The organism is Vibrio sp. 10N.286.52.C3, from assembly GCF_041468865.1.
GTDB lineage: Bacteria > Pseudomonadota > Gammaproteobacteria > Enterobacterales > Vibrionaceae > Vibrio > Vibrio crassostreae_C.
Genome location: NZ_JBFRJM010000028.1, coordinates 297,228 through 318,972, shown reverse-complemented (window position 1 = coordinate 318,972; position 21,745 = coordinate 297,228). Strand labels below are relative to the sequence as shown.

General features: G+C 44.3%; 21 protein-coding genes. 12 read left to right on the top strand and 9 right to left on the bottom strand.

What is annotated here, in order from left to right; genetic code table 11:
* Window positions 1-6: 6 nt before the first annotated feature.
* The 4 genes from hisH to hisIE are packed head-to-tail and all read left to right on the top strand — an operon-like array spanning window position 7 to window position 2,804.
* Window positions 7-621 carry an imidazole glycerol phosphate synthase subunit HisH gene (gene hisH / locus AB4138_RS12390; RefSeq protein WP_017060268.1) on the top strand — a complete coding sequence of 205 codons (615 nt, stop codon included), beginning with the start codon at window positions 7-9 and terminating at the stop codon, window positions 619-621.
* 43 nt (window positions 622-664) lie between these two features.
* Window positions 665-1,402 carry a 1-(5-phosphoribosyl)-5-[(5-phosphoribosylamino)methylideneamino]imidazole-4-carboxamide isomerase gene (gene hisA, locus AB4138_RS12385; protein ID WP_017060269.1) on the top strand — a complete coding sequence of 246 codons (738 nt, stop codon included), beginning with the start codon at window positions 665-667 and terminating at the stop codon, window positions 1,400-1,402.
* A complete protein-coding gene (gene hisF / locus AB4138_RS12380) occupies window positions 1,384-2,157 on the top strand; it encodes an imidazole glycerol phosphate synthase subunit HisF (RefSeq protein ID WP_017060270.1) in 774 nt (257 codons plus the stop codon). The genes hisA and hisF overlap by 19 nt, the downstream gene beginning before the upstream one ends.
* A complete protein-coding gene (gene hisIE / locus AB4138_RS12375) occupies window positions 2,154-2,804 on the top strand; it encodes a bifunctional phosphoribosyl-AMP cyclohydrolase/phosphoribosyl-ATP diphosphatase HisIE (RefSeq protein WP_017060271.1) in 651 nt (216 codons plus the stop codon). Before hisF ends, hisIE begins: the two co-directional genes overlap by 4 nt.
* 225 nt (window positions 2,805-3,029) lie before the next feature.
* On the opposite strand, the gene AB4138_RS12370 is transcribed toward hisIE, so the two are convergent.
* From AB4138_RS12370 to AB4138_RS12355, 4 genes are all read right to left on the bottom strand, one after another.
* Window positions 3,030-3,542, bottom strand: coding sequence for a YchJ family protein (locus AB4138_RS12370; RefSeq protein WP_017060272.1), 513 nt, complete (start codon window positions 3,540-3,542; stop codon window positions 3,030-3,032).
* 136 nt (window positions 3,543-3,678) lie between these two features.
* Complete coding sequence (locus AB4138_RS12365; RefSeq protein ID WP_029235542.1) at window positions 3,679-4,896, bottom strand: EAL and HDOD domain-containing protein; 1,218 nt, start codon at window positions 4,894-4,896, stop codon at window positions 3,679-3,681.
* A gap of 123 nt (window positions 4,897-5,019) precedes the next feature.
* Complete coding sequence (gene lpxH, locus AB4138_RS12360; protein WP_017060274.1) at window positions 5,020-5,754, bottom strand: UDP-2,3-diacylglucosamine diphosphatase; 735 nt, start codon at window positions 5,752-5,754, stop codon at window positions 5,020-5,022.
* Window positions 5,755-5,831: 77 nt separating this feature from the next.
* Window positions 5,832-6,326: a peptidylprolyl isomerase gene (locus tag AB4138_RS12355; RefSeq protein WP_017060275.1), complete on the bottom strand. Its 495-nt coding sequence runs from the start codon at window positions 6,324-6,326 to the stop codon at window positions 5,832-5,834.
* Between the two features lie 365 nt (window positions 6,327-6,691).
* On the opposite strand from AB4138_RS12355, the gene cysS reads away from it, so the two are divergent.
* Window positions 6,692-8,077, top strand: coding sequence for a cysteine--tRNA ligase (gene cysS / locus AB4138_RS12350; RefSeq protein WP_017060276.1), 1,386 nt, complete (start codon window positions 6,692-6,694; stop codon window positions 8,075-8,077).
* Between the two features lie 98 nt (window positions 8,078-8,175).
* Window positions 8,176-8,754, top strand: a complete 579-nt coding sequence (locus tag AB4138_RS12345) for a thymidine kinase (RefSeq protein ID WP_017060277.1) — start codon at window positions 8,176-8,178, stop codon at window positions 8,752-8,754.
* A 126-nt stretch (window positions 8,755-8,880) separates the two neighbouring features.
* Here the strand turns inward: AB4138_RS12345 and AB4138_RS12340 are convergent, their stop codons facing one another.
* The 3 genes from AB4138_RS12340 to AB4138_RS12330 all read right to left on the bottom strand — a co-directional run bounded on the left by AB4138_RS12340 (window position 8,881) and on the right by AB4138_RS12330 (window position 10,738).
* A complete protein-coding gene (locus AB4138_RS12340; RefSeq protein ID WP_032545711.1) occupies window positions 8,881-9,546 on the bottom strand; it encodes a YdcF family protein in 666 nt (221 codons plus the stop codon).
* Window positions 9,539-10,393, bottom strand: coding sequence for an NAD(P)H-binding protein (locus tag AB4138_RS12335; RefSeq protein WP_372306217.1), 855 nt, complete (start codon window positions 10,391-10,393; stop codon window positions 9,539-9,541). The genes AB4138_RS12340 and AB4138_RS12335 overlap by 8 nt, the downstream gene beginning before the upstream one ends.
* A gap of 114 nt (window positions 10,394-10,507) precedes the next feature.
* Entirely contained in the window at window positions 10,508-10,738 is a 231-nt protein-coding gene (locus AB4138_RS12330; protein WP_017060280.1) for a TIGR02647 family protein, read from the bottom strand.
* Between the two features lie 257 nt (window positions 10,739-10,995).
* Between AB4138_RS12330 and AB4138_RS12325 the strand changes: the two genes are divergently transcribed.
* Both AB4138_RS12325 and focA read left to right on the top strand, forming a co-directional pair.
* The gene (locus AB4138_RS12325) at window positions 10,996-12,303 is read left to right on the top strand and encodes an ATPase (protein ID WP_372306214.1); all 1,308 of its coding nucleotides are present in this window, start codon (window positions 10,996-10,998) and stop codon (window positions 12,301-12,303) included.
* A 362-nt stretch (window positions 12,304-12,665) separates the two neighbouring features.
* Entirely contained in the window at window positions 12,666-13,508 is an 843-nt protein-coding gene (gene focA, locus AB4138_RS12320) for a formate transporter FocA (RefSeq protein ID WP_017068071.1), read from the top strand.
* 354 nt (window positions 13,509-13,862) lie between these two features.
* Here focA and AB4138_RS12315 read toward each other — a convergent pair whose 3' ends face one another.
* On the bottom strand, window positions 13,863-14,657 hold the full coding sequence (locus tag AB4138_RS12315; RefSeq protein ID WP_017067668.1) for an ABC transporter permease: 795 nt from the start codon (window positions 14,655-14,657) through the stop codon (window positions 13,863-13,865).
* A gap of 437 nt (window positions 14,658-15,094) precedes the next feature.
* Between AB4138_RS12315 and torE the strand changes: the two genes are divergently transcribed.
* The 3 genes from torE to torA are packed head-to-tail and all read left to right on the top strand — an operon-like array spanning window position 15,095 to window position 18,997.
* A complete protein-coding gene (gene torE, locus AB4138_RS12310; RefSeq protein ID WP_017060298.1) occupies window positions 15,095-15,277 on the top strand; it encodes a trimethylamine N-oxide reductase system protein TorE in 183 nt (60 codons plus the stop codon).
* 51 nt (window positions 15,278-15,328) lie between these two features.
* Complete coding sequence (gene torC / locus AB4138_RS12305) at window positions 15,329-16,510, top strand: pentaheme c-type cytochrome TorC (protein ID WP_017060299.1); 1,182 nt, start codon at window positions 15,329-15,331, stop codon at window positions 16,508-16,510.
* A gap of 24 nt (window positions 16,511-16,534) precedes the next feature.
* A complete protein-coding gene (torA, locus tag AB4138_RS12300; RefSeq protein WP_017067667.1) occupies window positions 16,535-18,997 on the top strand; it encodes a trimethylamine-N-oxide reductase TorA in 2,463 nt (820 codons plus the stop codon).
* Window positions 18,998-19,291: 294 nt separating this feature from the next.
* Here the strand turns inward: torA and AB4138_RS12295 are convergent, their stop codons facing one another.
* Window positions 19,292-20,506 carry a putative manganese transporter gene (locus AB4138_RS12295; RefSeq protein WP_372073094.1) on the bottom strand — a complete coding sequence of 405 codons (1,215 nt, stop codon included), beginning with the start codon at window positions 20,504-20,506 and terminating at the stop codon, window positions 19,292-19,294.
* 201 nt (window positions 20,507-20,707) lie between these two features.
* Between AB4138_RS12295 and AB4138_RS12290 the strand changes: the two genes are divergently transcribed.
* Window positions 20,708-21,613 (top strand): manganese-dependent inorganic pyrophosphatase, encoded by a 906-nt coding sequence (locus AB4138_RS12290; protein WP_229647181.1) that lies wholly within the window; start codon window positions 20,708-20,710, stop codon window positions 21,611-21,613.
* Window positions 21,614-21,745: the final 132 nt, after the last annotated feature.

Sequence of the window (21,745 nt, the reverse complement as noted above, 5' to 3'; positions counted from 1 at the left end):
TTCGGTATGAAAGAGCAAAAAGTCGTTATTATTGATACTGGTTGTGCCAACGTTTCATCGGTGAAGTTTGCGATTGAACGTTTGGGCTACGCAGTTGAAATTTCAAAAGAACCAGAAGTGGTTCTTGCTGCCGACAAGCTATTCCTACCCGGTGTAGGTACAGCAAGTGAGGCAATGAAGAACCTGCAAGAGCGTGACCTTGTTACCCTTGTCAAGCAAGTTGAGAAGCCTCTGCTGGGTATCTGTCTAGGTATGCAGCTGTTAGGCAAACTGTCTCAAGAGAAAGGTCAAAAGGCTGATGAGTTAGTTGAATGCCTAGGTTTGTGTGATGGTGAAGTTCGTTTACTTGAAACGGGCGACTTGCCATTACCACACATGGGTTGGAACACCGTAACGGCAACACCTAATCATCCTCTATTTAAAGACATTGAAGAAGGCGAATACTTCTACTTTGTTCATAGCTTCGCAATGCCAGTGGGCGACTACACAATCGCACAATGTGATTACGGTAATCCGTTCACTGCGGCGGTTCAAAGTGGCAATTATTATGGTGTTCAGTTCCACCCAGAGCGATCTTCGAAAGCTGGCTCTAAGCTGATTCAGAACTTCTTGGAATTGTAATAAGGATTAGGCAGCGGCTAACGTTGCCATATAAGGAATGTAAATGATTATTCCCGCGTTAGATTTAATTGAAGGCCAAGTAGTTCGCTTATTCCAAGGAGACTACGGGCAAGTAACAGAATACAAAGTAGACCCAGCAGAGCAGTTTAATCTGTACCACCAAGCTGGCGCTGGCTGGCTGCACCTTGTTGACTTAACGGGCGCAAAAGACACAACGGCTCGTCAGTTAGACTTGATTGCTAAGCTCCTTGCTAGCACGCCTGCGAACATCCAGATTGGTGGTGGCGTGCGTAACGAACAAGATGTCGTTGATCTGCTAGAAGCTGGCGCACAGCGCGTTGTGGTTGGTTCTACAGCCGTTAAGCAACCTGAGTTGGTGAAAGGTTGGATGGAGAAGTACGGCGCGGAAAAAATCGTGCTGGCTCTGGACATCAATATTGACGAAAGCGGCATACGTAAAGTGGCGATTTCAGGTTGGCAAGAAGATTCAGGTGTGACCATTGAAGCGCTGATTGAAGACTACCTCACAGTTGGTCTTAAACACGTGCTGTGTACCGATATTTCACGCGATGGCACGCTAGAAGGATCAAACGTAGAGCTCTATGTTGATCTTTGTAAGCAGTACCCACAAGTGCAATTCCAATCATCGGGCGGCATTGGCAGCCTAGCTGATATCGAAGCGCTAAAAGGCAGCGGTGTTGCGGGTGTGATTGTGGGTCGTGCACTACTTGATGGCAAGTTTACCGCAGAGGAGGCATTTGCATGTTGGCAAAGCGAATAATCCCTTGTTTGGATGTCCGTGACGGACAAGTGGTTAAGGGCGTTCAGTTCCGTAACCACGAAATTATTGGTGACATCGTTCCGCTAGCACAACGCTATGCAGAAGAGGGCGCCGATGAATTGGTATTTTATGACATCACCGCATCAAGTGATGGCCGTGTGGTCGATAAAAGCTGGGTGAAACGCGTAGCTGAAGTGATCGATATCCCTTTCTGTGTCGCTGGTGGTATTAAATCAGCAGAAGATGCAGCGCGCATTCTTGAGTTTGGTGCGGATAAAGTGTCAATCAACTCACCGGCATTGGCTAATCCACAGCTGATTACTGACCTTGCTGATAAGTTTGGCGTTCAGTGTATCGTTGTCGGTATCGATTCATACTTCGACAAAGAAACCGGTAAATATCAGGTTTACCAATTTACAGGCGATGAAGCGCGTACTAAAGCAACCAAATGGGAAACCAAAGATTGGGTGCAGGAAGTACAGAAGCGTGGCGCAGGTGAGATTGTGTTAAACATGATGAACCAAGATGGCGTTCGTAACGGCTATGATATCGATCAGTTAAACATGGTGCGTGAAGTGTGTAATGTGCCATTGATTGCCTCTGGTGGCGCTGGTGCAATGGAGCACTTTGCTGAAGCTTATAAAAAGACCAACGTGGATGGAGCACTTGCGGCTTCGGTATTCCACAAACAAGTCATCAATATTGGTGAACTTAAACAGTATTTAAAACAACAAGATGTAGAGGTGCGACTATGAGTTTTGAACCCGTAAGCTTATCAAAAACAGAAGTAGGCGCATTGTCAGAGCGTATTAACTGGGAAAAAGTAGATGGCTTAGTGCCAGCGATTGTTCAAGATTACCAGTCAAGCCAAGTGCTAATGATGGGATACATGAACCCAGCCGCACTTGAGAAAACGGGTGAAACTGGCAATGTGACGTTTTTCTCTCGCACAAAAGAGCGTCTTTGGACGAAAGGTGAAACGTCGGGCAATGTATTGCAACTGCAAAACATCGCCTTGGACTGTGACAGCGACACCTTACTGGTTAAAGTTAATCCCATTGGTCCAACGTGCCACACAGGTACAACAACGTGTTGGGATGGAGACAAGCAAGAAGAGTCTCAGATGGTGTGGCTTCATCAGCTTGAGCAGCTATTGGCTGCCCGCAAGGACGCCGATCCTGAATCTTCTTATACTGCCAGTCTATATGCCCGTGGCACCAAGCGTATTTCGCAAAAAGTGGGCGAAGAAGGCGTTGAAGTCGCGCTTGCGGCGACGTCGGGCGATAAGGCGGAGTTAGTGTGTGAATCAGCAGATTTGATTTACCACCTAATGGTTCTTCTTCAAGACCAAGGCTTATCGATGGATGATGTGGTAAACAAGCTGAAAGAGCGTCATAAGTAAGCTCTCTTTAGATTAATAGAACCGCGTAAAAGAAAGACAAAAGCCCCGCAAACAAACATGTTTACGGGGCTTTTTAGTTTTTTAATTTTCAAGATTTCAAGATTTCAAGATTTCAAGATTTCTAAGCCCTACGTCACTTTTCTAACCTCTGACTTCGCGTCATTCCGAGGAGCCTAAGCGACATCAGGAATCTCTTCTCTTAATCTGACTTCTTAGTCGAACGAGTTACCCGCAGCACTTCTTGTATTTCTTACCACTGCCACAAATACACGGATCATTACGGCCGATTTTAAAGCTCTCAACGGTTTGATTTAAGCGTGGGTCAATTTCTGGTTGTGTAGTTTGTTCCTGCTCTGGGAAGGTACCATCAATGTAGTACCAAAGACCGTCTTCACGTATAAAGCGAGAGCGTTCTTGCATGCAGTATTGTGCGCCTTCTTCATTGAAGTAAGCTTTAAACTCAACAAAGCCTTCGTCTTGGTGCGAGCCTACCGCAGTATCGATGACTTCTAGTCCTGCCCAATCACTGTTGATAGATTCGGCAATACCTTCTCTTTGCGCTTCTGCGTTGCAGCTAGGGTGGTAAGTCGCAACAACATAGTCAACTAAACCCAACACGTGCGCTGAATAACGAGAGCGCATCAACTGTTCAGGCGTTTCAACAGCACTGTGGTGAAGGTGCGCTGATTCACAGCACTGTTGGTAAGTATTTTTGCTACCGCATGGGCATAAAGACATAGTCAGATCCTGTAAAAATGGCCTCTATTAAGAGGCCATAAGTGAATGCGTGGGAGTTTACCAAGAAACGATCGCTCACCAAAGTTTAGTTTCTGTTGAAGTTATTGAAATTATCAAAGTGTTAGCGCGAAGTTTACTATTTCAAGGCTGGAGACAATAGCTCTTGAGCCCAAGTCGTCGCTTCGTCATAAGCTTGACCAAGTTGAGCTTCACTCAGTTTGAGAAGCTGGCGAATACGAGTCGCTTCTTCCCAACGAGCTTGCTCATACGCAACCACCATCGCCAATACAGCACCTAACACACCTTTACGTTGAATCAAGGCTTGTTTGATCTCGATGTCGATCGGCACTGAATCGAGTACTTGTTTCAATGGTTGGTCAAAGAGTGAGTCCAGTAGCGAGAACATACCGGTCAAAAAGGCTTGTCCAGGCTCAACCTTAACATTCATCTTCTCAACCAAGAGTTCACACTGACGTGCGCGTATTACCGCTAAGCCATAAAGTGAGTCCGGCTTATCTTCTTTCGCGGATGCGATCGCCACAAGTGAAACGAACTTACGCAGCTTTTGTTCACCAAGGTAAATAAGCGCTTGGCGGAATGAACGAATCGTTGTTGGTGAACCGCCAGCGGAGTTTACGTAGGTAAGTAGCTTATACGACATGGTCACATCGAGCGTAATCAAACGCTCTACTTCACCAAAGTCGATAGGGTCGTGCGCAATCTCTTTTAACAGCTGAACGGTCGTCAGGAATGCCGGGTTGAGCGCACGCGTTTGGATCATCTCTGGCTTGCTAAAGAAATAACCTTGAAAGTAGGTGAAGCCTGCTTTTTTCGCTTCTTGGTATTCTTCGTACGTTTCTACTTTCTCAGCAAGGAACTTGATATCTAGCCCTTTGAGAGAGTTCATAAACATCGCTGCTTTGGCAATTGGCGTCAAACGGATATCGAACTTGATAATTGAAACGTAGGGTAAGAAGCGCTTCCAAGCTTTACTTGGCACAAAGTCGTCTAGCGCAATGGTATAACCCGCGTCAAAGATGGTTTTGATTGCTTCAAGTAATTCGTCTGTTGGTTCGCAGTCTTCAAGAACCTCAACAACGAGGCTTTCTTTGGGGAACAGAGTAGGGACTAAGTTGATTAGGCTTGCATATGGGAAGTTCACGAACCCAAGCTTATCACCCAACGTATTATAGTGGGTCGATAAGAAGTGATCGGAAAGCAAACGGCTAGTAGCGAGCTCCGGCTCTACTTCAGGGAAAGTGTTCTTAGGACCATCCCTGAATAGCAACTCGTAACCTATGGTTTTCTTGCCTGTGTCGAGTATTGGTTGACGCGCTACGTATGAATATTTCAACTTGGTACTGTGTTCGGTTTATTTCTGGTAGAGAGATAATAGCTAATTCACTAGAAATTACCATACACTTTCTAAGAAAGTCTGACCGACAATAATAATCAAAGTGAAAGTTTAAGCGTTATGTTAAAAGCTATTGCTAAACGCTCGATTCTGTAGTTCAAAACTTTGCGGCGTGAACACCAGCACTGAGCCTTGCGTATACCAATCGCCAAGTACGATACGGGTTTTAGTGCAATTGTTAGCATTAAATGTATGGATGTCTGGGCGGTGAGTATGGCCGTGGATCATCAGATCGACATTGTTTCGTTCCATCACATCTTCGACTTCTTGCTGTGTCACATCCATGATGTCGAGAGACTTGGTCTGCTTGTCATCTTTGATATCTGATTGAACCTTTGAAACAATTTTCTTCTTGATGAAAAATGGAATTCGGTTGAAGACCCATTGTAACCATGGCTGATGCACTTTTTCGCGAAAGGCGAGGTACTTTACATCTTCAGTACATAGGGTATCTCCATGCAATACTACCGCTTTTTGCCCGTAGATATCGATCGTAGAAACTTCGTCGAGAAGTTGTACGCCCGTTTGCTTAGCAAATTTTTTGCCGACTAAGAAGTCGCGGTTCCCTTGAGTAAAGTAACAAGGCACGCCTGTTTTCACTAAGTCGATAAACGCTTGGCGGATAGAAGTCGCGAATTCACTCTTATCATCGTCACCAATCCAGAATTCGAAAAGGTCACCTAATACGTAAAGTGCATCCGCTTCTACGGCTTCTTTCTTCATAAAGGTTAAGAAGCAGTCTGTGATGTCTTCTCGTGACGGAGAAAGGTGCAGATCTGATATAAAATATGTTTTCATAGGTCTAAAAAAAGGGAGCGATTCGCTCCCTATATCCTGATTTTATCGGCTCATCAATACTAACCGAAAGCGATGAATTAAGCTTCGATTGTAGTACCAGTGATGATCACTTCTTCTAGAGGTACATCTTGGTGCATACCCATAGAACCAGTGCTAACACCTTTAATCTTGTTTACGATGTCCATGCCTTCAACAACTTCTGCGAATACACAGTAGCCCCAACCGTCTAGGCTTTCGCTACGGAAGTTTAGGAAAGAGTTGTCGTTAACGTTGATGAAGAACTGAGAGCTCGCTGAATGCGGTTCCATAGTACGAGCCATTGCTAGCGTACCAACTTTGTTCGCTAGACCGTTGTTTGCTTCGTTCTTGATCGTTGCACGAGTTGCCTTTTCTTTAAGGCCAGAAGTCATGCCGCCGCCTTGAATCATGAAACCATCGATAACACGGTGGAATAGTGTGTTGTCGTAGAAACCGTCACGGCAATACTGTAGAAAGTTTGCGCTTGTTTCTGGTGCTTTTTCTTCGTTAAGTTGAACTTTGATATCACCAAAATTTGTGTGAAGGATGATCATGATTGTTACCTTACTGTCTTTTTAATATGAAGTTCGAATTCTAGCGCATGTTGGCAGACTTTCAAATCACCAAATCATTAACTTAACTCGGATGTTTGAGGTAATACCAATCGTAGTAAATAACTGGCCATCCTAGCTTGTTAAAACACTTGATAACGTCGTTAGAAATTTTGAATGTAGAATAACTACTTATCGAAACTTTTTGTCGAAAAGAGCTTCCTTGTTCTCAAGCATTTTTTCTGCGCTATTTATGACCATCTACTTACCGTGATTGGTATAATTCCTGCTTTTAGGGATTACCTATTAAGGTATGACTTGTTATACTGCGAGCTTATTTTGATTAATCCATAAAATAGATAGAGATCATGCTGAAGATATATAACACGCTCACAAGACAGAAAGAGGAATTCAAACCAATTACAGCTGGCAAAGTCGGCATGTATGTCTGTGGGGTAACCATATACGATCTCTGTCATATTGGTCATGGTCGTACGTTCGTTTCTTTCGACGTAGTAACTCGTTACCTTCGTTACCTTGGTTACGATTTGAATTTCGTTCGTAACATCACAGATATCGATGACAAAATCATCAAACGCGCTAACGAAAACGGTGAGTCTTGTGACTCTCTGACTGAGCGTTTAATCGGTGAGATGCACGCTGACTTTGATGCATTGAACATGAAGCGTCCAGATGTTGAGCCTCGTGCGACAGAATACATCACTGAAATCATCGAGCTTGTTGAAAAGCTGATTGAACGTGGTTTCGCATACGTTGCAAGCAACGGCGACGTGATGTTTGAAGTAAAGAAATTCGACGAATACGGTAAGCTTTCAAAGCAAGACCTTGATCAGCTTCAAGCGGGTGCTCGCGTTGATGTTGAATCTGCAAAACGCAGCCCACTAGACTTCGTTCTTTGGAAGATGTCTAAGCCAGGTGAACCTACATGGGAATCGCCATGGGGCCCGGGTCGTCCAGGTTGGCACATCGAATGTTCAGCAATGAACTCGTCTATTCTTGGTAACCACTTCGATATCCACGGTGGTGGTTCAGATCTGCAGTTCCCTCACCACGAAAACGAAATCGCACAGTCTTGCTGCGCGCACGGCACTCAGTATGTAAATACTTGGATGCACAGTGGTATGGTGATGGTAGACAAAGAGAAGATGTCTAAGTCACTAGGTAACTTCTTCACTATCCGTGACGTGCTAGCACATTACGATGCTGAAACGGTACGTTACTTCCTAATGTCTGGTCACTACCGTAGCCAGCTAAACTACAGCGAAGATAACCTAAACCAAGCTCGCGCATCACTAGAGCGTCTATACACGTCACTTCGTGGCCTAGACCTTACAGCCGCTCCTGCCGGTGGCGAAGAGTACGTGACTCGATTCTCTACAGCGATGAACGATGATTTCAACACACCTGAAGCTTATTCAGTACTGTTTGAAATGGCTCGTGAAATCAACCGTATCAAGCCTGAAAGCATTGAAAAAGCAAGCGGACTGGGTGCATTGATGCGTGAACTAGCAGACATCATCGGTATTCTTCACCAAGAGCCAGAAGCCTTCCTACAAGGTGATGCGGCAGGTAACGACGACGAAGTGGCTGAAATCGAAGCGTTGATCAAACTGCGTAACGACTCTCGTGCTTCAAAGGATTGGGCAAATGCCGACCTTGCACGTGATAAGCTAAACGAGTTGGGTATTGTTCTGGAAGATGGCCCAGAAGGTACGACTTGGCGTCGTAAGTAAATCTTATAAAAAGGGCTGATTTTCAGCCCTTTTTTCTAGCACGAATTCTCTATTTTCACCTTTTCTATCTTCAACTTTTAATTAACAGGAATATTTCTGTGGCTCAGATGTATTTTTATTACTCGGCAATGAATGCGGGTAAATCAACAACGCTTCTTCAATCTTCATTCAACTACCAAGAACGTGGCATGACGCCAGTGATCTTTACGGCAGCTTTGGACGATCGCTATGGTATCGGTAAAGTGAGCTCACGAATTGGTCTGCAATCTGAAGCTCAGCTGTTTAAAAATGACACCAACATGTTTGATGCGATCAAAAAGCTCAATGAGGAAGAAAAGCGTCATTGTGTTTTGATCGATGAGTGCCAATTTTTATCGAAGGAGCAGGTGTACCAATTAACAGAAGTGGTTGATAAGCTGCACATCCCTGTACTTTGTTACGGCCTACGTACCGATTTCCTGGGTGAACTGTTTGAAGGTAGCCGTTACTTACTGTCTTGGGCAGATAAACTTGTTGAGCTTAAAACAATTTGTCACTGTGGCCGTAAAGCGAACATGGTAATTCGTACCGACGAGCACGGTGTGGCGATTGCTGAGGGCGACCAAGTGGCTATTGGCGGTAACGACAAATACGTTTCTGTTTGCCGTCTGCACTACAAAGAAGCGTTAGGTAAATAAGCAGCTCTATTTGCTAACGCGAAAGAACGAAAAACGGTGACCAAGTGTCACCGTTTTTGTTTATTGGGCCTGTGTTTTGCTTTCTTCCAAGCCGAGCTTTTACTTTGTTCAAAGTCTAACTTTTGCTTATTCGAAACCGAGCTTCTTCAATGCTTGATAGGCGTGGTCAACGTCGTCGGGGATTGGCATCTCAATCTGAAAGCCTTTCTCTGGGTAGGATTTGATTCGCTCGTAATCAGCAATTAATGCGCCTAACACCATATCTAACGGCAACTCTTCGTTAAAGTAATCATCCCAAGTTTGCCATCGCGACGTCACGGTAATCTCGGAAGTTTCGTCAGGCCATTGTTTACTGAAGGTTGCGTAGGTACGTTTCTCCATGAAGGGCTTCTGAACTAAGGTTAGCCTCTTCGGCGATAACCCTTTTTCTGTCAGCAACTCATGAGTGAATCGTACATTTTCCCCAGTATTTGTTGCGTGTTTCTCTATGATAATGTCAGAGTCAGGCACGCCACAATCTCGTGCGATAGAAGCGAATGTTTCTGCTTCTGAGCGTTCAAAGCTTCTTTCGGTAAAGCGTCCCACACCGCCAGAAAAAACGATGTAAGGCGCGATCTGTTGGTGATAAAGCTCGGCTGCATATTCAGCTACGCGAGTATCGTTGCTACACAATACAAAGATACAGTCGGAAGGCGTAACCTTGTGACCCATCGACATAAAGTTCCAAAGGGTGTCGACTGAGCGATGCAGTTTTATGTTGGGATTTTTGTTAGCAATAGATTGTTCAGTCATGAAGTGTGTCCAGTGTGGATTCGAATTTAAATGAATAACCTAAGTCGAGAATCTTCTTCGAAGAGATTAACTTGTCTGGGGTATCAACAACAGCGGGCAGAGGCTCACTGCTGTTGGCGCTTTTCAGTGCCGCGGCATAAAACTCCGCCTTACTGACTGTATTTGGTGTGGTCACGTTAACTATTTCATTGTGCAGTTGACTGATAGCGAAATCGACAGCACCAATTGCATCATCAAGGTGCAGCATGTTGGCTGGAGCTTGAGTGCTGACTTGTTTTAACTTGCTTGCGAAGCGTGATGGGTGACGGCTTGGGCCGATTAAGCCACTAAAGCGAAGAATGGTGTAGTCGATACCGGAATCAATCACTGACTGTTCAGCTTGCAGCATGATTCGTGCGTTATCGGAAAATAAAGACGCGTGCTCGTTATCTGAGGTCGAAAGAGGGAGTGATGCATCCAGCTCGTTCAGCACACCCGGCTTAGTTGGGTATACCGTAGTTGAACTAACCATAATGAGCTTTTTAATGTTGGCCTTTTGGCATGCATTGGTGAGTTGCTGCCAGTAGTCGGCATACTCTTGTCCTGCTCCTTTTCTAAAGCCAGGAGGGAAGCTGCCAATCACAATTTCAGTGTTGTTTTCGAGTAACAATGAATAGAGTCGCCCGATAGTCTGTTGTGGATCGGATGAATCAAAGCTAAACACTTCACATGGAATTTGTTCGCTACCAATGACATCTGCTCCCGCTTGGGTCGTTTTCGTGACCACTACTCGGTTACCATGTTTTTCTAAATGTTCAGATAAAGGTGCACCTACCCATCCTGCACCGACAATAAATATAGAAGCCATGTGTTCCTCACAACTGCAAATGACGAATTTACAATAAGCCTAACAAAGCTTTGCCCAAAAATGAAAAAACTCCACGGCCGAAGCAAGTGGAGTTTTTACTAGAACAATGGAGCTTTAGTTTAGTACGCGAAGAAGCTTGTCTGCGCGCTCTGCCATCTCGATACCTTCATCTGTTAGGTAACCGCCGTCTGGCTGAGTACAAAGGTTTTTTTCGAATAGGCGCTTAACAGCGTCTTGAGTTTCTTGAGCTGCCTCTTGATGGACTTTAATTCCAGTAGCTGCACTACTTACATCAAATTGAAGAAGGAGGTTTAAATCAGCAATATGTTCAGCGTTGTACTTCATAATTGACCTATATATTCATAACGTTCTCTACCTTCACCTTAGTGCGCATTCTCGGCTCAGGCAATAGCAAATAAAGAGAATTGATAAGTGATACCAAATTGATTGATTAATCATCGAGTGATGAGTTTATTTTGGTTATATTGGGTGATTTGCACCCACTTAAATCATCAGTGATGTTTATTGCTAAGTGGTTGTAATATATTGTGACTAGAAATAATTTGCATTGAGCGAATATTGTATAAAAAGGATATGCATAAGTGAGAGCGAACAAAGTAGCATTAACGATCAGTATGCTATTTGCTATTTCAGGTTGTCAAAGTACACCCTCAGAGCAGACAGACGCGAACCAAACCACAAACAACAATAATGAATCGACAATAGAGGTCCGTTCATTTCAGTCTGTCCAAAGCGTTTACTCCGAATGGGAAATTAAGCTTGAAGACCATGCTCAATTGTCTCTCTATGCACCAGAGAATTACAATGAACTATTAGACGCATGGGATGATGCTGAAAGCATTTATGCGGACTTACTTAAAGACGAAACTCGGATAACCAAGAGTTACTCCATTTTTTCGAGCCTAACTTACGCTGAAGCCTTCGATGAAAAAATCGCTTTGATCAAATCAAACTATGACTCGATCTTAGTGTTAAAGAAGAAGGCTGATCGAGTACTCGCGGATTCGATTGTCCAAATGGATTACCTGAAGTTTCTTGGCGCAGATACCATGTTTACCTCGAGCTACAAACGTTTGTATTCAGAATACAGCGAGTTGTTCGAGTATGTGCTGGTCGATGAGCTTGAAGACGCTCAAGAAGCGCAGGTGGAATTTCTTAACAATGCTCGCTTACTAGAAGTTAAAGTGGCGCATAAGAAATACATCGAACCTTTGAAGAACGAATTAGAGTTCTTGGAAGATGAAGATTTCGATGACGTTGTTCCACTGACGTTTGCTAAAGCGGCATCTCAAATTGCTTTGGCAGAAAGCCAAGTGAAAGCCAGTCCCCGTGAAAAGTCTATCATTGAAGACGCAGTTCACGCTGCGGAGTTCGAATTAAACCACGTACGCAGTGTTGCTCATGAAGTCAAAGTGCTGGCGAGCGTAAAAGGCGACCAGTTCGAACAGTCGGTTTTGAATGCAGAGAACCAGTTATTGAGCATTTCACGAGTGGTTAATGATGAAGATCACCGTGATGTTGTATTGCGTCTTCAGTCTCAAAAAATTGTAGCGAGTGTTAAAGCGCTGAAAGGCTCAGACATGACGGCGTCATTAAAGTCAGAGATTAAAACTTTGACTGAGCAATTAGCTAAGCTGGAGTCTGAAAACCAGAAGCAAGCGCAGCAACTGTCTGAAGCAACCAAGCACAGTGAGTTGCTCGGTGAGCAGATTACCAAGAGTGATGCTCACATTAAAAGCTTAGAAGAGTTAGTGGATAGTTTGAAAAGCTTAGGTGGCAAAGTGGCCAACGAAAGTGACTCTGATGTGATGTCCCCAGCTGTTGAATCTACTCTAGAGGATTCAACCCTAGAACAATCATCAGAAGAAGTGATTGAACCTTCGGTTTAGCATCACTAATTTCTTTATTTGTGATTGAGTTAAAAGCGCCTTAGGGCGCTTTTTTACGTTCTGTTGATCTATGTCAAAATCTAGAAATAAAAGCGCTCTGTGAGCCATTTTAGTGTACGTTATTCTTTGATTTTTAACGTAACTTGTTGATATTTATAGATGTGTTGTTTTCTATGCTTATAACTAATCATTCAGCAGAGTTTTCTTTTTACTACTAAAGTCGTATGAATTTGGAATAACTCGGACTATTTGCTTTCAACAAGGCTGTGAGAGCTATTTTGTGCCTAAAATAGCTCTTGAATTCAGAAATGAAAGAGAGGATTATCGCGCTCCCGACGACATGTTTCAAAATGTAAATCATCATGAATCTAAACCAATTTGACTCATTATTACCGCCACAAATGGCTGAGCGCGCTGCAGATATTGGCGTAGGTAAAGCAACCAAAGATCCAATCAAATCTTTTCTCCTAGCGATTTCCGCTGGCATACATATCGGTATTGCGTTTGTGTTTTACACCATCGTAACGACTGGTGCTGGTGATTTGCCGTGGGGTATTACTCGCTTATTAGGTGGTCTTGCATTTAGCTTGGGCTTAATTCTCGTTGTTGTTACCGGTGGTGAGCTATTTACCAGTTCGGTGCTGACTCTGGTTGCTCGTGCAAGTGGCAAGATTACTTGGCGCACGCTCGTTAAGAACTGGGCTACGGTTTATGTAGGTAACTTGATTGGCGCATTGCTGCTGGTGGCTTGTATGTTACTGACCAAACAGTACATGTTCGACCACGGCCAAGTGGGTTTGAATGCAATGGCGATCTCTCAACATAAGATGCACCATGATTTTATCCAAGCTATCGCGCTCGGCATCATGTGTAATGTATTAGTTTGTATCGCGGTATGGATGACGTTTAGTGGACGTACTCTGACTGACAAAATTGCGGTAATGATTTTACCTGTAGCGATGTTCGTATCGGCTGGTTTTGAGCACTGTATTGCAAATATGTTCCAAGTGCCTTTAGCTATCGGCATCAAAACATTTGCTCCAGCTGAATTTTGGACAATGACGGGCGCTAATCCTGCGGACTATGTTGATCTGAACATGGCGGACTTTTTGATGAACAACTTGCTGCCCGTTACCATCGGTAACATCATTGGCGGCGGTATCTTTGTTGGTATGTGGTACTGGTTGATCTACCTACGTGACTAATAAAGGTGGCGCTATCGACAAAGATGGCGTGACTAACTCAGTTGACGAGATGAGTTAACGCTCTGTGGAAACACTGAACTGACTTATGACATTTACAAGACGGCCTGCATTGCAGGCCGTTTTTTATTTGTGGAAAACCTACTTCTTCATCTCTCTAATGATCATCTGAAAATTCAACAGCGCTGATTACCATGTGTGTATATGTCTTTGAAATCACCCAAAGATCGAAGGCGATGATCTTTCCTTGGGTCGAAATGGACAAAAAAGGATCTATATTGATTTGGTTATCCACAGTTTCTGTGGATAACCTGTCTCAAATTCAGTGAGTAACCAGATCTAAGTGGAGTAGGGAGGTTATTTCGAAGGCTGTATTTGAGCGAGAACTCGCCCTTCTTTGGTCAGAGATGTCTTCAATGAGAGGTGAAGTACAAGGGCTAGAGAGCAGCTCATCATCACGAAAATCGCCAGCATGATCATCAGTTGATACTTAATCGCGATCATCGGTGAAGCACCACCTAAGATCTGTCCAGTCATCATTCCCGGCAGCGTTACTAAGCCTGTGGTTGCCATAGAGGCCATGATAGGGGACATCGCTTTCTGTATTGCATTACGTACAAAAGGCGCAGCAGCATAAGTAGGAGACGCGCCTAACGCGATTGCTGCTTCATATTCTGATTTCTGTGTTTCAAAGGCACCAAACAGGTTCTGCAATGCCACGATATTACTGCTTAAGCTATTACCCAATAACATCCCTGCGATTGGGATAAGGTACTGCGCGTTAAAAACCGGTGTCGGCTTAATGATGAAAAAGCAGATGAACAAGACAATAGGTACACAAGTTACCGCAAGGCTAACGGCGACAGGAGCCAAAAGTAGGTTTCTTGGCAGTCTAGATTTTTCAACAATCGAGCTTGCACCGACGATAATCATAGTAAATAACCACAGCAAATTGACCCACAAACTATTCAAAGTGAACAAGTATTCTAGGTAAAGTCCCACCAGAAATAGCTGAATAACCATACGAATGATGCTGATAGAAGCCTCTTTGCCAAGGCCGAGTTTTAACTTGTGGTTGATGGTAATGGGTAGCAAGAGAAGTGAGCTGAAGAACAATAACTGCCACCAAGATATATCAATAACGTCTTGCATAATGTTTCCTTTTAAGTAGGTCCCCATCATATCTGAAAGTGCCAAATGATGCATTTCAGCTTCTCAGCCGTTGCTTTAAAAAATACTCAATAATTTAACAATCAAACCACAGAATATTGGTTTTTTGAGGCATTTTTGGCTACTACTTAGTAGGTAAAACGTTAAAATTAGTTACAACGCGGTTGCGTAAATGTTAGAAATTAACATTTGTGAAATATACTTAATTCTTCACATTTGTTAATACTTTTTAATAACTTTGTTTAACTAAAAACAACTTTGGATGAGCTCAAAAAAGTATTGATTAGCAAGGGTTATAACGGGAGATTTGATTGAACCCTACTTTGAGTATGGTCTAAAATTTGTCGTTAGATACGTAAGAACTTTAGCCCCATAGAATGGGTTACTCGAAATTACTAAATACAAAATAGGCAAAATGTATGAGTGATGTTAATAAAATTGAAACTAGCGAAAAACATTCGCTGGAGTGGAAGTCTTTCCTCTTCATCGCGGTGGTTCTCTTCCCAATATTAAGTGTGGCTTTTGTAGGCGGTTACGGCTTCCTAGTTTGGGCACTGCAAGTGTTTGTATTCGGACCTCCAGGTGCTCACGGCGGCATGTAATGCCCTCTAAGTAACAACATTTTTTAAAATCAATATTTAAGAGAGCTAAACATGAAATCATTTTTAGTTAAATTATGGCGCACAATGACTCGCCCAGCAGTACACATCAGTCTTGGTGTACTAACTATGGGTGGCTTTATCGCCGGTGTTATTTTCTGGGGCGGTTTTAACACAGCTCTAGAGCACACAAATACAGAAGAATTCTGTGTAAGCTGTCACACCATGCGTGACAACGTATACGTAGAACTACAAGAAACGGTTCACTGGAAAAACACTTCTGGTGTACGTGCTACTTGTCCTGACTGTCACGTTCCACATGAATGGACAGCAAAAATCGCTCGTAAGATGCAAGCTTCTAAAGAAGTATTCGCTCAAGTATTTGGTGACCTAGATACGCCTGAGAAATTCGAAGCTCGTCGTATCGAACTGGCTAAACACGAATGGGATCGCTTCTCTTCGAACAAATCTCTAGAGTGTAAAAACTGCCACAACTACGATTCAATGGATTTCGAAAACATGCGCCCAACAGCGCGTATCCAGATGAAGAACGCGGCAGAGCGTGATCAAAGCTGTGTTGACTGTCACAAAGGTATTGCTCACAACCTTCCATTAGATATGGCATCAGCGAGCGGTATTGTTGGCGAGCTAGAAAACGTAGCAAGCAGCACATCTTACGCAAATGGTTCAGACGTGATCTCTATTCGTCACCTACCAATGTACACAGATGAAACAGCTGAAGTTGAAGCGGGTCTATTAAGCCCTGCAAGTAAAGTTGCGGTTATCGACGAAAAAGGCGATATGATCAAGATTCAAATCGACGGTTGGCGTAAAGCGAAAGGCTTCGGACGTGTAATCCAAGAAGACTTCGGTATGAACATCTCAACTGCAATCTTGACGAAAGAAGTATCTCAAAGTGACGTTATCACTGTTGGTGAGAAGAAAGAAGATGAGCTTACTGGCCTTCCATGGGAAGAAGTTAACCTAGCACTTTGGATGAAGAAAGAGTCTATGGTTGATAACTTCGATCCAATCTGGAACGCAGCGGGTCAAGCGTACCAATCTAACTGTTCAACGTGTCACTCACAGCCAGATGAAGCTCACTTCAGCGCTAACGGTTGGGTAGGCATGCTAGATGGTATGATTGCATTCGTTAACTTCGATACAGATACAGAAGCACTGGTTCTTAAGTATCTACAGAAGCACTCATCAGATTTTTCTGAAGGCCATCACTAATAAGACGTCAATTGGAGTAACACAATGGCAATTACAAGAAGAAGTTTTCTGAAAGGTGTCGCTACTACAAGTGCGGCATCGGTTATCGGTCCAAGCTTATTGGCGTCGGCATCAGCGTCTGCAGCAGAAACAGACGGTGCGTGGAAAGTCTCTGGTTCTCACTGGGGTGCATTCCGAGCTCGCGTTTACGCGGGTAAAGTACAAGAAATTAAACCTCTAGAAATCGATCAGCACCCAACAGAGATGCTGAAAGGTATTAAAGGTATTATCTACAGCCCATCACGTGTGCGTTACCCAATGGTTCGCCTAGATTGGTTGAAGAAGCATAAGTACAGCGCAGACACGCGTGGTAACAACCGCTTTATTCGTGTGACTTGGGATGAGGCACTAGACCTTGTTTACCGCGAGCTAGAGCGCGTACAGAAAGATTACGGTCCATGGGCGCTTCACACGGGTCAAACTGGTTGGAGACAAACAGGTCAGTTCCATAGCTGTACTAACCACATGCAACGTGCAATGGCACTTCACGGTTACTCTGTGAAGAAAATCGGTGACTACTCAACAGGTGCTGGTCAAACGATCATGCCTTACGTGCTAGGTTCTACTGAAGTTTACGCACAAGGTACATCTTGGGAACTTATCCTAGAAAACAGTGACAACATTGTTCTTTGGGGTAACGATCCAGTTAAAAACCTTCAAGTAGGTTGGACATGTGAGACTCACGAGTCGTTCGCATACCTAGAACAGCTGAAAGAAAAAGTTGCTAAGAAAGAGATCAACGTTGTTTCTGTTGACCCTGTTAAAAACAAAACAGGTCGTTACCTAGAAAACGAGCAAATGTACATCAACCCACAAACTGATGTGGCGTTCATGCTTGGTGTTGCTCACGTTCTTTACAACGAAGGCCTATACGACAAGAAGTTCATCGAAACTTACTGTCTAGGTTTTGAAGATTTCATCAAGTACGTTCAAGGTGAAACGAAAGACAGAGTTGAGAAGACGCCAGAATGGGCTTCTGCTATCTGTGGCGCAAGCGCGGACTCTATTCGTGACTTCGCTAAGATGCTGGTTAACGGTCGTACGCAGATCCTTGTGGGTTGGAGTATCCAACGTCAAGAGCACGGTGAACAGCCTTACTGGATGTGTGCAGTTATCGCAGCAATGGTTGGCCAAATTGGTCTTCCGGGCGGTGGTATCTCTTACGGTCACCACTACTCTGGTATCGGTGTATCTTCAACTGGCTTCGCTGCTCCGGGTTCATTCCCGCTGAACATCGACAAAGGTCAATCGCCTAAGCACACTAACACTGATTACAACGGTTACAGCCGCGTAATCCCTGTTGCTCGTTGGGTAGATAGCCTGTTAGAGCCAGGTAAGAAGATCAAAGCAAACGGCGCAACAGTGACACTGCCTGACATCAAGATGATGGTATTCAGTGGTAACAACCCGTGGCACCACCACCAAGATCGCAACAAGATGCGTAAAGCATTCAAGAGCCTACAAACTGTAGTGGCTGTTGATTTCGCTTGGACTGCAACTTGTCGTCACTCTGATATTGTTCTTCCAGCTTGTACTCAGTGGGAACGTAACGATATCGATGGTTACGGCGCGTACTCTGGCCGTGGTTTGATCGCAATGCACAAGCTAGTGGATCCTCTGTTCCAGTCTAAGACTGACTTCGAGATCATGTCTAGCCTAACTAAGCGTTGGGGTCGTTACGACGATTACACGCGTGGTATGGACGAAATGCAGTGGGTTAAATCTCTGTACGACGAATGTCGCGCATCAAACGAAGGTAGCTTCGAAATGCCTGAGTTTGCTGAGTTCTGGGAGAAAGGTTTCCTAGACTTCGGCAAAGGTAAGCCATGGACTCGTCACGCTTCATTCCGTGAAGATCCAGAGATCAACGCACTAGGCACGCCTTCTGGTTTCATCGAAATCACAAGCCGTACTGTTGGCAACATGGGTTACGAGCACTGTCAAGAACACCCAATGTGGTTCGAGAAATCTGAACGTTCACACGGTGGTCCAGGCTCTGACAAACACCCGTACTGGCTACAATCTTGTCACCCAGACAAGCGTCTTCACTCTCAGATGTGTGAATCTGAAGAGTGGCGTGCGACTTACGCGGTACAAGGCCGTGAGCCAATCTACATCAACCCAGTAGATGCTAAGAAGAAAGGCATCAAAGATGGCGATGTAGTACGTGTGTTCAACGACCGTGGTCAACTACTAGCGGGTGCTGTTCTAATGGATAGCTATGCTCCTGGTGTTGTTCGTATCGAAGAAGGTGCTTGGTACGGTCCGATCAACGAGAAAGTGGGCGCGCTAGATACATACGGCGATCCAAACACACTGACTCAAGACATCGGTACGTCTGAACTTGCTCAAGCAACGTCAGCAAACACATGTTTGGTCGACTTCGAGAAGTTCCAAGGCAAGCTGCCTCCAGTAACTTCATTCGGTGGTCCAATCGAAGTTTCTTAAGCATCTCGCTTAAAAGATAAGATTAAAGCTTGAATTAAAGCCCCTGTAAGCACTCTTACAGGGGCTTTTTGTATTTTAGATGTCGGTGTTAGTGTTTCTAAATAAGCATTGTAACAGGGCTAATAGAGGGCGTTTTGAACAGGCTGTAACGCGCTGTTTGAGAGAGGTGGTAGAAACAGTGAAGCAGGAAGGGAATGTAAAAAGAACCTGTGGAAAGACTTAAGCAGACGGAAACAAAAAGGCCGATACAAAGTACCGACCTTACAGAAGCCTATGTAGTTAACTCTACTCAAGTTAGATCTCAAATATAAACCAGTAGCTATAAGCACAGATTAGTGCGGGCACACTAGAGTATAAGGTCGCGACCAGTGCCGCTTTGGGAGCCATCGCAATCGCAGGGAATAGCGCGTCACCATCATTTGAAATTGCGTTACCTACCTGAGCCGAAAGTGGCAGGGCGCCTGAAAGGTATAAGCTAGTGACCAATAATTGCGGTCCACAGCCCGGTAGCAAACCCATCAACACGCCAGCCAGGGGGAGCATGATGCCCCAGCTTGAGAATAGCGTCGCAAAATCAACATTTGCTATCACAGAGCCAAATTCAAAGAAAAGAAAGGCAACCACCACCCAAGCGGTGACAAAGTTTGTATCTTGAGCGGTCTTTTGCAATGGGTGAGAGCCTATACACTTTTCGTCCTCACTCACGGCTGATTTGTAATCCTCAATTTCACGGGTTAGCCCCCACAGAAACATCGAGCTGATCAGCAAAACTGTCCCCGCCCATTCCATCGACATTTCAGGCAAAGCGAGCAGCTCGTTCACATCGACTTGAAAAGAGCCAAGTAGGGCAACGGCAGCACCCGGAATAATCAGTACAGACCACAGGTAACCTTGCAGGTTTATCGCTTTTTTAGAGACCGATTCTTTGTCTTGAGATTGAGAAGCACAGCTGCTCACCACTTCATTTTTCTGTGCTTTTTTTGGGCGTAAGAAGTCGTCTGCGTGAAACAAGTTAATGATTCGGCCTGACGCAGTACCCACAATCACGCCCATCGCCATCATGGCTAAACCTGTCTTAGGCTCGCTCGCTATGAGCAGGAACGCCGCGTCACCTATGGTCGAGACGAGCACCGCAACTACCGCACCAAATCCGAGTTTTCCCGAGATAAATTGTGTGGTTACCACTATCGCACCGCCACAGCCGGGCAACGCGCCCATGAGAGCCGCGAATACCACTTGGTTTGAACGAGATTGATGGACGAGCTTATTGAAGACGTTATCTTTGTTTATGTACAGACTTAACCAGTGGTAAATAGCTAAGGTTAAAGCAACATAACAAGACACTGCCCAAAACGCGTCTGACAAAGTAGTCACCGTCAGCTCTCGTGTAGCTGGGGCTGCAACCAAAGCTGCAAGTGAGACAGGCAAAAGCAGGCGCTTAAATGACAGTGAAAACTGAGTTGTTTTCGCAGCACTACTGCTTGGCAAAAAAGAGATTAGTCGATCCATAGGTGTTACTCAAAATTAGTGGCTCAAGATAAATATATACTAATGATAATAATTATCAATTGCATTTGTTGTTTTTTTATCTATTGTTACTATTGGCTAAACCCACGAAACATGACCAATCTAAAAAAATGAGGTAAAGTATGGCTAATAAAGAGAGGCTCTAAAGGTAGAGTCATAATTGTTAGTGTAATAGGAAGAAACATGATTTTAGTTGTTGGTCACAAAAACCCTGATAGTGACAGTATTTGTAGTGCGTTAGTTGCAACTGAGCTTCTTAAGGCTCGTGGCGAGGAAGCGACACCAATTCGCCAAGGCGAGATCAACCGCGAAACTCAACACATTCTAGAAGTCGCTGGTGCTGAAAAGCCAGAGCTTCGTACTTCTGTTGCTGGTGAGAAAATCTGGCTAGTAGACTACTCAGATCTAGCACAAGCACCAGATGATGTTGCTGATGCAGAGATCGTAGGTATTGTTGATCACCACCGTCTAGGCGACGTGATGACAGTAAACCCAATGGAAGCTTGGATCTGGCCTGTTGGTTGTACAAACACTGTACTTTTCAACATGTTCAAGATTGAAGGTCACGCAATCTCTCAACAAATCGCTAAACTAATGATGTCTGCAATTCTTTCAGACACAGTTGGTTTCGCTTCTCCAACATGTACTCAAAAAGACAAAGACGCGGTTGCTGAGCTTGCTAAAATTGCTGGCGTAACTGACGTTGATGCATTCATCAAAGCGCTTCTAATCGCAAAAACAAACATCGAAGGCCTATCTGCTGCACAGCTAGTAGAAAAAGACCTTAAAGGCTACCCATTCAACGGTCGTGATGTTGTTGTTGGTCAAGTTGAACTTGCGACTCTTGAGCAAGTAGACGGCATGATCGAAGCGCTAGAAGCTGATCTTGAAGAGCGTTGTGAGAAAGACGGTCTAGCGTTCGCTGCGGTAATGCTAACAGATATCACTACTGCTCAAACTCGTCTTCTATACAAAGGTGAGTGGGCTGAGAAATTGGTTAAGCACGAGAAAGGCGGCGTATTAATGATGGAAAATACACTAAGCCGTAAGAAGCAAGGCTGGCCTTGGCTACAAGGTGAGCTTGTTTAATCAAGTCGCTTAATATTAAACGCCTGCTTATTTAGCAGGCGTTTTTCTTTGAAGTAGACTTTCTTCTTCATCGATAATGTTTGAAGTTAACAACACTCGGCATAAAATAGCTTTAAGAGCAAAGTTACTGAC

Excerpts from the sequence above, each read along its gene's own strand:
- focA (WP_017068071.1), top strand. The coding sequence starts at position 12,666 with ATGAATCTAAACCAATTTGACTCATTATTACCGCCACAAATGGCTGAG.
- torC (WP_017060299.1), top strand. The coding sequence starts at position 15,329 with ATGAAATCATTTTTAGTTAAATTATGGCGCACAATGACTCGCCCAGCA.
- AB4138_RS12295 (WP_372073094.1), bottom strand. The coding sequence starts at position 20,506 with ATGGATCGACTAATCTCTTTTTTGCCAAGCAGTAGTGCTGCGAAAACA.
- AB4138_RS12315 (WP_017067668.1), bottom strand. The coding sequence starts at position 14,657 with ATGCAAGACGTTATTGATATATCTTGGTGGCAGTTATTGTTCTTCAGC.
- AB4138_RS12335 (WP_372306217.1), bottom strand. The coding sequence starts at position 10,393 with ATGGCTTCTATATTTATTGTCGGTGCAGGATGGGTAGGTGCACCTTTA.
- cysS (WP_017060276.1), top strand. The coding sequence starts at position 6,692 with ATGCTGAAGATATATAACACGCTCACAAGACAGAAAGAGGAATTCAAA.
- hisF (WP_017060270.1), top strand. The coding sequence starts at position 1,384 with ATGTTGGCAAAGCGAATAATCCCTTGTTTGGATGTCCGTGACGGACAA.
- torE (WP_017060298.1), top strand. The coding sequence starts at position 15,095 with ATGAGTGATGTTAATAAAATTGAAACTAGCGAAAAACATTCGCTGGAG.
- hisH (WP_017060268.1), top strand. The coding sequence starts at position 7 with ATGAAAGAGCAAAAAGTCGTTATTATTGATACTGGTTGTGCCAACGTT.
- lpxH (WP_017060274.1), bottom strand. The coding sequence starts at position 5,754 with ATGAAAACATATTTTATATCAGATCTGCACCTTTCTCCGTCACGAGAA.
- AB4138_RS12330 (WP_017060280.1), bottom strand. The coding sequence starts at position 10,738 with ATGAAGTACAACGCTGAACATATTGCTGATTTAAACCTCCTTCTTCAA.
- hisIE (WP_017060271.1), top strand. The coding sequence starts at position 2,154 with ATGAGTTTTGAACCCGTAAGCTTATCAAAAACAGAAGTAGGCGCATTG.
- torA (WP_017067667.1), top strand. The coding sequence starts at position 16,535 with ATGGCAATTACAAGAAGAAGTTTTCTGAAAGGTGTCGCTACTACAAGT.
- AB4138_RS12340 (WP_032545711.1), bottom strand. The coding sequence starts at position 9,546 with ATGACTGAACAATCTATTGCTAACAAAAATCCCAACATAAAACTGCAT.
- hisA (WP_017060269.1), top strand. The coding sequence starts at position 665 with ATGATTATTCCCGCGTTAGATTTAATTGAAGGCCAAGTAGTTCGCTTA.
- AB4138_RS12370 (WP_017060272.1), bottom strand. The coding sequence starts at position 3,542 with ATGTCTTTATGCCCATGCGGTAGCAAAAATACTTACCAACAGTGCTGT.
- AB4138_RS12355 (WP_017060275.1), bottom strand. The coding sequence starts at position 6,326 with ATGATCATCCTTCACACAAATTTTGGTGATATCAAAGTTCAACTTAAC.
- AB4138_RS12290 (WP_229647181.1), top strand. The coding sequence starts at position 20,708 with ATGATTTTAGTTGTTGGTCACAAAAACCCTGATAGTGACAGTATTTGT.